The organism is bacterium (genome assembly GCA_035370465.1).
In the GTDB taxonomy this organism is placed as follows: Bacteria; Ratteibacteria; UBA8468; order B48-G9; family JAFGKM01; genus JAGGVW01.
This window is the reverse complement of record DAOOVW010000021.1, coordinates 3,435-16,008: the sequence shown is the minus strand read 5'-3', so window position 1 is coordinate 16,008 and position 12,574 is coordinate 3,435. Positions and strand designations below refer to the sequence as shown.

The 12,574-nt window shown below is 30.0% G+C and carries 9 protein-coding genes; all 9 read right to left on the bottom strand.

Annotated elements, in window-relative coordinates:
* Positions 1-986: 986 nt before the first annotated feature.
* Complete coding sequence (lysS, locus tag PLW95_04275; protein ID HOV21879.1) at positions 987-2,402, bottom strand: lysine--tRNA ligase; 1,416 nt, start codon at positions 2,400-2,402, stop codon at positions 987-989.
* A 245-nt stretch (positions 2,403-2,647) separates the two neighbouring features.
* Complete coding sequence (locus tag PLW95_04270) at positions 2,648-3,910, bottom strand: hemolysin family protein (protein HOV21878.1); 1,263 nt, start codon at positions 3,908-3,910, stop codon at positions 2,648-2,650.
* Positions 3,907-4,461, bottom strand: coding sequence for a biotin--[acetyl-CoA-carboxylase] ligase (locus PLW95_04265; GenBank protein HOV21877.1), 555 nt, complete (start codon positions 4,459-4,461; stop codon positions 3,907-3,909). The genes PLW95_04270 and PLW95_04265 overlap by 4 nt, the downstream gene beginning before the upstream one ends.
* Positions 4,446-5,180 carry a type III pantothenate kinase gene (locus tag PLW95_04260; protein ID HOV21876.1) on the bottom strand — a complete coding sequence of 245 codons (735 nt, stop codon included), beginning with the start codon at positions 5,178-5,180 and terminating at the stop codon, positions 4,446-4,448. The genes PLW95_04265 and PLW95_04260 overlap by 16 nt, the downstream gene beginning before the upstream one ends.
* Positions 5,177-6,499 carry a CsgG/HfaB family protein gene (locus PLW95_04255; protein ID HOV21875.1) on the bottom strand — a complete coding sequence of 441 codons (1,323 nt, stop codon included), beginning with the start codon at positions 6,497-6,499 and terminating at the stop codon, positions 5,177-5,179. The genes PLW95_04260 and PLW95_04255 overlap by 4 nt, the downstream gene beginning before the upstream one ends.
* Before the next feature lie 48 nt (positions 6,500-6,547).
* Entirely contained in the window at positions 6,548-8,464 is a 1,917-nt protein-coding gene (glgB, locus tag PLW95_04250; protein ID HOV21874.1) for a 1,4-alpha-glucan branching protein GlgB, read from the bottom strand.
* On the bottom strand, positions 8,452-10,440 hold the full coding sequence (locus PLW95_04245) for a glycoside hydrolase family 57 protein (protein HOV21873.1): 1,989 nt from the start codon (positions 10,438-10,440) through the stop codon (positions 8,452-8,454). Before PLW95_04245 ends, glgB begins: the two co-directional genes overlap by 13 nt.
* Complete coding sequence (locus PLW95_04240; protein HOV21872.1) at positions 10,437-11,867, bottom strand: glycogen/starch synthase; 1,431 nt, start codon at positions 11,865-11,867, stop codon at positions 10,437-10,439. Before PLW95_04240 ends, PLW95_04245 begins: the two co-directional genes overlap by 4 nt.
* A gap of 9 nt (positions 11,868-11,876) precedes the next feature.
* Positions 11,877-12,574, bottom strand: a 698-nt coding sequence (locus PLW95_04235) for a DUF4931 domain-containing protein (protein HOV21871.1), incomplete at its 5' end; no start/stop codon positions are given.

Genomic DNA, 12,574 nt, shown 5'->3' with positions numbered 1-12,574 from the left:
ATTTTTTTTGAACTCATTTTTTTTTAATAGAAGTTAAATTTGTGTATATTTTAGGCACAAAGACACAAAGGCACAGAAGCACAAAGCGTGTTTTTTAGCGTCCGCTATGGTTTTTGACGGATATTAAATAAAAAATTCCCCCTCATCTAAACTTCTCCCCAAGGGGAGAAGAAAATAAAAGGGAAACAAAAATCTCCCCTTACCCCTTCCACCACAAATCATGTAGGATATACTTTACAAAAAAGAAAAATATCTAAATTCCCCTCTAATCTCCGTTGTGTTTGAAAATCCCTCTATTCCCGTTGTGCTTGGAAAATCTCCCCTAACCCCTCTTTAATAAAGAGGGGAAACAAGCACCAACTCTGCCCTGCTAACCTTCGCTACTTTAATCGGTTTTATAAAGGGAGAAATCAAATCCCCCCTCACCCTGCCCTCTCCCCGCTGGGGAGAGGTTCGGTGAGGGGGGAATTAAAGCAAAACAATAAATTTGCTGTCAAATTTGCACAAGGTAGTGAGGCAATATATAGAAAAGCACAGTAGTTCATATGAACAACTGAGGTTATGGTGCTTTTAAAGAAGTCCAGACATTTGGCCGGGATTCTTCACTTTCTACCCCAACCTTCTCTCACTCCCTCTTAAAAAATCTTCTCTTACTTCCCTAAATCCCTTCTAACTTCCCTTTGCAAAAGGGAAGAACCACTTTATTAAAGGGGGGAATGGAGGGTCTTACACAGAAGAGTTTAGAGTTTTGCTTACAGACCATCCTTACCCTTCTTCGCTAATGCTCAGACGGGAAAGCGCCGAAGCGATAAGTTATGCTTACGGGATTTTATTAAATCCCCCTACCCTCTTTGGCTAAAGGGGGAACTTATTACCTTATCCTTTCAAGGATACCGATTCTTCCAGAGAACAATGTTCTTCTATCTTCCAATTTTAACTTTGTGTCTCTGCTGTGCTTAACTCATAATTTTTGCTGTGGTTTGAACTCATTTTTTGGGTCGTAGAAGGGGGAAAAAGATAACCTCTCTTATTGAAGGACTATCTGTCAGAAGCATTACAAGGCGGTCTATTCCAATACCAAGTCCACCAGCAGGAGGCATACCATATTCAAGTGCTTCAATATAATCAAAATCAATTTTTTCTTCGTCACCTTTTGCTTTTTCTTGAAATCTTTTAAGTTGTTCAATCGGGTCATTTAATTCTGAATAAGCATTTGCAACTTCAAGTCCACCAATAAAAAGTTCAAATCTTTCGGTTATTTCTTCATTATCTTTTTTTGATTTTGCTAATGGCGAAATTTCTTCTGGATAGTCAATTATGAAAGTTGGATTTATAAATTGTGGCTGTATTTTTTTACTAAAAATAAGGTCTAATAATTCAAAAAGATTATTTTCTTTTTCTTCTTCTACTTCAAGATTAAATTCCTTTATTTTTTCTTTTACTGAATTTATATCATGCCAATTTTCAATTCCAACTTTTTTAAAAACATCATCATAAGTAATTTTTTCCCATGGTAGAGAAAAATTTATTTCTTTATCCTGATATGTAATAGTAGAACTTTTATAAAGAAAATTTACAAGATTTGTGAGAAGTTTTTCTGTTATTTCCATCATTTCTTCATAATCACCATAAGCAGAATACAATTCAAGCATTGTAAATTCTGGATTGTGAAGCGTAGATATTCCTTCATTTCTAAATGACCTGTTTATTTCATATATTTTTTCAAAATTTCCAACAAGAAGCCGTTTCAAATAAAGTTCAGGAGCAATTCTCAAATAAAGATTCATCTCAAGTGTATTATGATATGTAATAAATGGTTTTGCTTCTGCTCCCCCTGGTATTGGATGCATCATTGGTGTTTCAACCTCAATAAAGTCCATATTGTTAAGATATTCCCTTATAAACTGAATTATTTTCGTTCTTTTTATAAATTTTTCTCTTACTTCTTTGTTAATTAAAAGGTCTAAATACCTTTTTCTAAATCTTATTTCAATATCTTTTAATCCATGCCATTTTTCAGGGAGGGGGTTAAGTGATTTTGAAAGAACTTTAAAATTTTTTACAAAAATTGTTTTTTCACCTGTTTTTGTTTTAAAAATTTCTCCTTCAACTCCAATAATATCTCCAATATCTATTTCTTTAAATATCTCATAAAGTTCTTCACCAATTATATTTTTTTTAAAATATAGTTGTATTTTCCCTTCTGTATCTATAATATCAGCAAAACATGCTCCCCCGTGTTTTCTTAATGCAATAATTCTTCCTGCTGTTTTTACTTCCCCCTGTTCTCCTATATCTTCTGTTTTTGTTTTTTCGTATCTTCTTCCATACGGTTCAATATTTCTACTTTTTAAAATTTCAATTTTCTTTATTCTCTGGTCTCTTATCTCGTCCTGTGCCATTTTCTTCTCCTTCCATTTTTTTAATATTATCTATACTGACGCACAGAGTGCGTTTTTCAGCATCCGATACACTTTCTGGCGGATTAAATAGAGGTTCTCCCCTCATCCCAACCTTCTCCCCCACGGGAGAAGGGATTTTTTCTCTTCTATTTTTTCCCTCTCCCCAACGGGGAGAGGGAAGGGGTGAGGGGACATTTATTTGTACCTCTATACCTTTGTACCTGACCTAATAAACTTCTCTGAAATTATACTATTTTTTTAACTTTTATCCATTTAATATTTTTCTCATCACTTTCTTGAATTGTGAACTCAAAATTATTATATGTAAATTTTTCACCTGTTTTTGGGAATTTTCCTAAATAATCAAGTATAAAACCAGCAATTGTTTCAACATCTGAATCTTCATCTTTTTTAAAATCAAAAATCTCCTCAAATTTTTCAATCTCCATACTTCCCTGAACAAGAAAACTTCCATCAGGTAATTTATGATAAGGCCTTGTGTCTTTTTTGTATTCATCAGAAATTTCTCCTACTATTTCTTCAACAAGGTCTTCCATCGTAATAAGCCCAGAAGTTCCACCATATTCATCAACAACTATCGCCATTTGTAATTTCTTATTTTGTAAATCTCTTAAAAGTTCTAAAACCCTTTTTGTTTTAGGAACAAAAAAAACATCTCTCATTATATCTTTTGCCATTAGTTCAGTTGAACCTTCTTTATTTAATTGTGCAACAATATCTTTTATTATTACAATTCCCACAATTTTATCTATATTATTTTTATAAACAGGAATCCGTGAATATCCTTCTTTTTCTATAACTTTTATTACATCTGTAATTTTAGTATTTTCTTCTACTCCAACAATTTTTACCCTCGGTATCATAATTTCTTTAACCATTTTATCACCAATTTCAAATATACTATGAATCATTTCTTTTTCTTCTTCTTCAATAACACCTTCTTCTTCTCCTGCTTCAATCATTGCTTTAACATCTTCTTTTGTTATAACAGGCATTATTGTATTTATTCTCTGTCCAAAAGGTAAAACAAAAAAATTTGCAACAAATATAAGAAATTTTATAACAGGATTAAGTAATATAGAAAGAAATTTAATTGGGTAAAAAGAAATTCTAACAAATTTTTCACAATGCCTTTTACCAATGGATTTTGGAATAATTTCACCAAACACAAGAATAATAAAAATCATAATACCTGTAATTAAAGCAATACTTGTTCTATGAAATAATTTTTCAGAAGTAATAGCAGCAATTATAGAAACAAGTATATTTACAATATTGTTTCCAACAAGAATTGTAATTAAAATTTTTTCCGGGTATTTTATCCAGAATTCTATTGGAGATGCTTTTTCTTTGTTAATATCTGAAAATTTCTGAATATGATATTTATTGAGAGATATAAAAGCGGCTTCTGAAGCAGAAAAAAAAGCAGATAAACAGACCAATATGAAAATAAAAATTAAATTTTGAAATATATCTGGTTGGCTCATTTTAATAAAAATTCACTCCATTCTTTAAGACAATTCTCCTTATTTTCGCAAAATTTTATTTCGTTTGTTTTATAAATAGTTAAAAATTTTTCAAGAAACTCATTTATATTTATTTCTTTTTTTAATATTTCTTTCATTGAAATACCAAACTCACTTATCTTATTATTTATGTTTACTCCTATCCCAACAATGTAATTATCATCGCTTCTCTCTATTAAAATTCCAGATATTTTTTTCCCTTTATATATTATATCATTTGGGAACTTTATTTTACAAATTATTCCAAATTTTTGCATTGTTTCAACAAGAGATATTGAAATAATTTCTGACAAAAAATCAGATATAACGCTTTTTTCAATTATCATACTGAAATAAAGTCCTCCTTCATCAGAAAGCCAGTATTTCCCATATCTTCCCCTTCCTTTCGTTTGTTTTTTTGCAACAACAATTCCTTTTTCACCTTCTTTAAGGAGTTTTTTTGCTACATCCATTGTTGAACTTACCTCATCATAAAAATAAACTTTTTCACCGGCAATTATTTCTTCAACCATCTTTCTCTAATTACAATGTTTATTCCTTCTAATGTTAAATTTTTTTTAACAACCTTTTTAATTTTAATTTTTTTAGCAAAATAATCACACCAGCCACCAGTTAAAATCACATTTGAATTTTTATGTATGTTTTTTATTTTTCCCACTATATTTTCTATACAACCAACTATTCCATTATTTAAACCAGATGTTATACATTCATCAGTATTTTTCCCAATTAAAATGTTCTTTTTTAAAAAATTTGGTGATTTTATCAAAGATGTTTTATTGAGTGAATTGAGTAATAAAAATGGACCAGGGAAAATTATTCCTCCTTCAAAAACACCATTTCTATTAACAAAATCAATTGTAATAGCAGTGCCTATGTCTATAACTATTGATGGGTTTCCATAAAGAACAGAGGCACCTTTACAATTTAGGACTCTATCAACCCCGACTTTTTTTTTGTCTTTTATATTAAGGGGGATATTACATTGTTGAGAAGTTATTGTAATTACTTTTTTATTGAAAAAGGAAGAGAAGGTAGTTTTTATTTTATCAGAATTGATAGGTGAGACACTTGCTAATGCAATAACTTCAATATTTAGTTTTTTCCAATGGTAAGGAATTCTAAATTTATTTATATCTTCAACAGGAAATTTAACTACCTGTTTTATTATTTTTTCTTTAAATAAACCAATTTTTATATAAGAATTTCCACAATCAATCCCTATTATCATTTATAAGTTGCAATTTTAAGGTCTGTGAAAAGGAATTCTTTACCGTCATCAGGAGAAACATTATCACATTTAATAACAATACCATTTGATAATGTATCCAGTTTTTCAGGTGCTTTATATACCCTTTTATCATTTACAAATATTCTTGTTATACCCTCTTTTTTTGATAATTGAATTTTATTGACTTTATTAATACTTATAGGAGATAACTCATTTTCAGAATATAGAATTTTCCCATTAGTTAGATGGATTGATTTGCCATCCGGTAAGACAATATCAGTTGAACAATTAAATGTTGTGAGAAAAGAAATCTCATAAGAATAATCTCCTTCTACTTTTATGTCTTTTTTTATATTTCCCTGTTTTAGAAACCTCATCCATTTTTTCTCATTCATTTCTGCAATTTCTACTTCTGCCTTTTCATATTGAAAATCAGTTGGGATATCTCCTATTTCATATTTATTAAAGTCCTCATTTAAAATAATAGCTTCACCTGCCTTAAATATATCTCCACCCCCAACAATTTTTATTTTTGTTTCTTCTGTTGTTTGTTGACTTGCAGTTGCTGTTTGTTGATTTGCAGTAATAGCATTTCCTTTTTCATCATATCTGTAATAATCTTCCGGGACACTTTTAATGATCTCATTAACAGCATTTTCTAACATAATCATAACTGCTTGTTCCATTGGAGTATTTTTATATTTTTGAAAGCCAGCACCAAGAGCAACAGAACCAATTAAACCACCTCCTAAAACGCCTATATCACTTTTTGATGCAAATCCTTCTACTTTTGCTGTTTTTATAATTCTTCTGGTTCTAACATCAACAAGTCGTAAATTAGAAGCAATATATGATTCTTGTTTGCTAATTTTTAATCCACCTCCAACAGCAAACGGTAAAGGTACAACCACTCCGCCTCCACCTTTCCCTTTATAATCAGGTTCAAAAGCAGTTATGGCACCAGTTAAAATTATATCTGCTGTTTCAAAAGTTCCTTTTTCTGGTGCTTTATTACTCCATCCACTTTCTCCTAATTCAAATTCTTCTTTTAATGTATCAATATTTTCAGATGATTCTAACACAATAAATCTTCCTGTTTTAAATAAAGCGTCAACCAGCATCTCTTTAAGTCCATCTCCAATTTCCCATGCACCTTTTGCTGCCTTTACTTCAAATTTTCCAACTGAAATTCTTGCTTTAGGTCCCTGGTATTGTAGAACTTCAGAAACAGAAGGTCCTGATGTAGAGACCTCTGTTTTTACTTCTCCAAACAAAGTTAAAGAACTAACCAGAAAAACACAGATAATTATTTTCTTCATTTTTCCCCCTTTTTTCTTTTCCAATCTTATTTATAATTTATCATATTTTTAAAAACTGTCAATATGTGGTTTCAAAATGATACCTGATAGTGGGGGTATTGTGAGATTTACAGAAAAAGGTCTGTTATGATATGGTATATTTTCACTTTCTACCATACCAAAGTTCCCTGTATTGCTTCCTCCATAAAATTTTGAATCGCTATTAAATACCTCTTTATAATGAATTTTTAAAGGGACTCCTATTCTGTAATTATATCGGGGAACAGGTGTAAAATTGAAAACAGTAATTATAAAATTATTTTCTTTTTCACCTTTACGAATAAATGATATGATACTCTTTTCATAATCGGAGAAATCAATCCATTCAAATCCATTATTTTCAAAATCAATTTCAAAAAGTGCTTTTTCATTTTTATATAAAGTATTGAGGTCTGATACAAATTTTTTTATGCTTCTGTGTTCTTCTTTTTCAAGTAACCACCATTCAAGTTCTCCATTATAGTTCCATTCTGATAATTGTCCGAATTCACTTCCCATAAAAAGAAGTTTTTTACCTGGGTGGCAGTACATATATGTTAAAAGTGTTCTTAAATTAGCAAATTTTTGCCATGTGTCTCCTGGCATTTTTGAGAGAAGTGATTTTTTTCCATAAACAACTTCATCATGAGAAATTGGTAAAACAAAATTTTCTGAAAAGGCATATAAAAGTCCAAATGTTAAACAGTTATGATGGTATTTACGATATATTGGGTCAAGAGAGAAATAGTAGAGAATATCATGCATCCATCCCATATTCCACTTAAAACCAAATCCCAATCCACCCATATGGACAGGACGACTTACCATTGGCCAGGCAGTTGATTCTTCTGCTATTGTAAAAGTATTTGGGTGTTTTTGATAAATAGTACTATTTAGTTTTTTTAAAAAATCAATTGCTTCTAAGTTCTCTTTCCCACCATATTTATTTGGAATCCACTCCCCATTTTTCCTTGAATAGTCAAGGTAAAGCATTGATGCAACTGCATCAATTCTAAGTCCGTCTATTTTATAATTTTCAATCCAGTTTAAAGCACTATTTATAAGAAAATTACTTACTTCATATCTTCCATAATTAAATATCGCTGTTTTCCAATCAGGATGGTCTCTTTTCTGAGGAAAGTAGTGTTCATACAAATGTGTTCCATCAAAAAGGTATAAACCAAAATCGTCTTTTGGGAAGTGAGCAGGTGTCCAGTCAAGAATAATACCAATATTATTTTTATGCAGTTGGTCTATAAGAAAACACAAATCATCAGGTGTTCCATATCTACTTGTAGGAGCAAAAAATCCTGTTGTTTGATAACCCCAGGAAGAATCTAATGGATGTTCACTGATAGGCATGAATTCAACCCAATTAAATCCCGTTTCTTTCAGGTAAGGAACAAGGGCTTCTGCAATTTCACGATAGTTTAAAAAAAATCCATCTTTTCTTCTTTTCCATGAACCAAGATGCATTTCATATATAGCCATTGGTTGTTTATATATATTGGTAGGTTGGATTTTAGAATTTTCAAATTTATAATGTGATTTATATGTAAGAGATGCATTGGCTGGACGAAGTTCAAAAAAAGACCCATATGGGTCTGATTTAAGAAGAACATTATTATTTTTGGTATGAATCTCAAATTTGTATGGGTAGCACTCTTTTACTTCTGGAATAAATATTTCCCATATACCTGAATTACCTAACTCAACCATTTGATGTTTACTTCCATCCCAATTATTGAAATTGCCTTTTACATTTACTTTTACAGCATTTGGAGCCCAAACAGCAAAGTTATAGCCCTCTATTCCATTTACTACCCTTTTATGTGCACCTAATTTTTTATATATTTCAAAATGATTTCCTTCGTTAAATAAATAAAGGTCCAAGGGCCCAAAAAGAGATATTCTGTTAGGCGGTTGATTTTTTTCTATATTATCCAATTCTCCTCCTCGGATAAAAAAGTTATTTTAAAATAATCGCCAGTAGGCAAAACAATTTCATGTCCTTCTCTGTCTCTTATAGAAATATTAAAAAATATTGTCTTTTCTCCTTCAAGTAATATCTCTTTTTTAGGTATTTTTATTTCTATTATATCGCCATAGACAAATGATATTGGTAAAGAACTGGATAGGTCATTTTTTATATAGAATTTTTGTTTTACTGAATTATGAAAAGTAATTTCAATTTCAATGTTTTGTTTTTCAAGAGTGTCTATTCTTATATACACATTTTCATCATCATAACCATAAAATATTTTTTTTATTGGAATTTCAACTGGCTTAAATGTTGTCCATAAATCAGCAGCATCAATTTCCACAGCATTATACCATTCATAAAAGTGAGTTATTTTACCATCAATAGATGGTTTAATATATGGAAAAAATTCTTCAATATCATAGTTCTCAACAGGAAAATTCAAAAATTCAGGTGCCTTTACATCAAGAATTTCATAAATTTTTCTTATATTATTTCTAAAATATGCATCAAATTTCCTTTTAATTTTTTTATCTGCTGGTATACTATACCACCAGAACCAATCACTACTTTCTGCAAGCATAATATATTCTTTCAATTTTTCTTTTTTTGTATCATCTAAGGAATTAATTTTTTCTTCTGAAAGTTTTCTAACTTGTTGTAATATTTTCCATGCAGTATTTGCTGGTTGTTTGCCTATCCAGTTGTCAAAATTTACTCCCATCCAACTACCAGGCACTATTCTTTCTAATTTCTCATGCTTTATATCAAGTTTTAGTGCTTCAGAAAATGTAATAGTTTTTATATCAGATGACTCACTTAACATTGTGTATAAAGCAGGAAGAAAGTAAAAACCGAAAGAAGGGTAATAGTCCCATGGATTTTCACCATCAAGTATAATTGTAATTAATTGATTTTTTGTTTTATCTGACGATTTATGAATATGTTCAATGAAATTAACTGCTGCTTCTTTTTCTTCCATATGTTGATAACTAAAACCTATCATATCAGAAAGATGATGGTCTCTGAAAAAAATGAAAATTTTTTCTCTAAAATCCCAAATATTATAATGTTCTTTTTGAAAAAGAGGTCTTGAAAGTGTTTCTGATAATAACTGCTGGTCTGTTGCTGTCCATTTTATATTGTGTTTTGCAAATAAATCCAAAATTTCATTGCTTAAACTTCCTTCTGGTGGCCATATACCATCAGGGCATTTTTCAAAAGTTGTTTTAAATATATTTATTCCTCTAATTAATTGTTCTTCAGCATCCTCTGGATATGAAAAAAGATTTTCAGGAATTGGTAATGATGTTTTTGTTTGTTTTGCTATATTGGTATTATAAAGTAAAGGCATTATTGGATGTGTCATAGGACTGGTTATTATTTCACACTGTCCTGTTTTCATAAGATTTTTATATTTGTTAATTGTTTCTTTCAATATATTTTTTTCCTTGTTGTATAATAATTCCTTTTCTTTTTTATCAAAATATCTACTTTTTTTAACCAGTTGTTTAAGTTCTTCATCAATAATAAATGGATGAAAACATGCTAAATGAAGATGAACTTTTATATCAGAAATATCCTGAACAGAAAAAGTGTTTGTTTTAACTTTATCTAATAGGATTTTAAGCGTATATTGTTTTTCAAGAATTCTTCCAGGTATCTCAGAAGCAAAAGTTAAAATTTTTTCTTCATCATTTGTATCATCTACAAGGATAGAAAGAAAATTGTCATAATATTTTGCAGAAGTTATACCCTGAATTTGGTCAAGTAACACAGGTGTAAAATTAAAATTAATTTTTATATCTGGATATTTTTCTGTAAGAACTGCCATAGGATAATAATTAAATAATGTGCGAAAAACAGGTATAATAGTGTTTATTTCTCCATTGAATACATAACTTGGTTGATGCATATGCCAGAGGATTGAAAGATATATCATTGTTCCATCAATTCCTCATAAATTTTCAAATATTTTTCTATTGATGTTTTCCATGAAAAATTGAGTTTCATAATTTTATTTACAAGTCGTTCCATTTTATTTTTATCTGCAAAAACTTTCAAAGCATTTTCTATGCATAAAAAGAATTCTTTTGCCCCACCCTCAAAAGTAAAACCAGTTCCTTCTTCTGTTTCAAAATTATAATTACTAACAGTATCAGCAAGTCCTCCGACTTTTCTAACTATTGGAACTGTTCCATATTTGAAACTTATCATCTGCCCTAATCCACATGGTTCAAATTTAGAAGGCATAAGGAAAAAATCGCTCCCTGCATATATTTGATGTGCAAGTTTATCATCAAATGCAAATGTAATAGATAGTTTTTTAGGGAAATCTTGCTGCCATTTAGATAATGCTTCTTTATATTTTTGTTCTCCGTCTCCTAAAATAACAATTTCTAATGGTAAAGAAAGGATACTTTCCATTATTTCTAATAATTGGTCAATTCCTTTCTGTTCTACAAGCCGTGAAATCATTCCAAAAACAGGTATTTCTTTTCCTTGCTGAATTTTTAATCTTTTCTGTAGGGCTAACTTATTTTCTAATTTATTTTTATAACCTCTATATTTTTTATAGATATTTCCATCAATTGCAGGATTCCATATTTGATAGTCAATACCATTAAGTATTCCTGTAAGTTTGTTTTGATATTTTCTAAGCAATCCATCCAAGTTATAACCAAATTCCGGTGTGAGTATTTCTTTTGCATATTTTGGACTTACTGTATTTATTTTTTCTGAATGTATTATCCCACTTTTCATAAAATTGACATTTCCATAAAATTCTAATTCATCCATATTGAAATATTCCCATGGCAACCCCAAAATGTGAAATTTATCAACAGGAAAAACCCCTTGATAACCTAAATTATGTATTGTAAAAAGTGTTTTTGCAATGGGGAAGATATCTTTATAATATAGTTTTAAATATAATGGAATAAGTGCAGTATGCCAGTCGTGACAGTGAAAAATATGAACATTTATCTTAAATTTTTTCATAACTTCAAGAACACTTTTTGAAAAAAAGGAGAACCTTTCAGCACTGTCAGGATAGTCCTTACCATCTGGTCCATAAACATCATCTCTTTCAAAATAGTTGTCATTACCAATGAAATAAATACCGGGGAAATCAATACTTTTATTGACAAAACCTTTCTCCTGTCTATCGTTTGAAAAAAATACATCATAGGTACCAATTTTTTCTGTTTTATAACTTTCTTTTATTTTTTTATAAAATGGTAGAAAAAGATATAAGTTATGTTTTGATTTAAGATACTTATATAAAGCGCCGACTACATCTGCCATTCCACCTACTTTGACAAATGGTACACCTTCTGCTGCAACTAAACAAATATTTTTTTTCTCCATATATCCCTCCTATACATTAAGTGATTTAAGAAAGTCGGTTACTTCTTCTGGTGATGTTGGATTTATGTAAAACCCAGTTCCCCATTCAAATCCGCCCTGTTTTACAATCCGTGGTATTATTTCTATATGCCAGTGGTAATCCTTTTCCAATGTTTGCCAATAACCAGGACGGGAATATCTTGCAGGAGCAGTAAGAATCATAAAATTGTAAGAAGGATTAGAAAGCCCTTTTGAAATTTTTTTGAAAGTACTCACCATTATTTCTGCAAGCAATTCTTTCTCTTTTGAGTCAATACTTTCAAAATCAGGAGAGTGCCTTAAAGGTAATATTGATAACTCAAAAGGAAATCTTGAAGCAAAAGGTGCAATTACTATAAATGCAGAATTTTGCTCAACTACTCTTTTCCCACTATCTATTTCCTGATTAATTATATCACACCATACACATCTCTCTTTATATTCAAAATACCATTTAGCACCAAAAAGTTTTTCTTTTATGTTTTTTGGAACAATAGGAGTTGCTATAATTTGAGAATGTGGATGTGATAAAGATGCTCCTGCCTCTTTACCAAAATTTTTAAATACAAGAACATAACGGAAACGGATATCTTTCTTTAAATCAATGCATCTTGATTGATATGTTTCAATTATATTTGTCATAGTTTTTATAGAGTAATCTTTAATATATATATTTTCTTTATTTGCAT

Coding starts and splice junctions, on each gene's coding strand:
- lysS (HOV21879.1), bottom strand. CDS start 2,402: ATGGCACAGGACGAGATAAGAGACCAGAGAATAAAGAAAATTGAAATT.
- PLW95_04270 (HOV21878.1), bottom strand. CDS start 3,910: ATGAGCCAACCAGATATATTTCAAAATTTAATTTTTATTTTCATATTG.
- PLW95_04265 (HOV21877.1), bottom strand. CDS start 4,461: ATGGTTGAAGAAATAATTGCCGGTGAAAAAGTTTATTTTTATGATGAG.
- PLW95_04260 (HOV21876.1), bottom strand. CDS start 5,180: ATGATAATAGGGATTGATTGTGGAAATTCTTATATAAAAATTGGTTTA.
- PLW95_04255 (HOV21875.1), bottom strand. CDS start 6,499: ATGAAGAAAATAATTATCTGTGTTTTTCTGGTTAGTTCTTTAACTTTG.
- PLW95_04245 (HOV21873.1), bottom strand. CDS start 10,440: ATGATATATCTTTCAATCCTCTGGCATATGCATCAACCAAGTTATGTA.
- PLW95_04240 (HOV21872.1), bottom strand. CDS start 11,867: ATGGAGAAAAAAAATATTTGTTTAGTTGCAGCAGAAGGTGTACCATTT.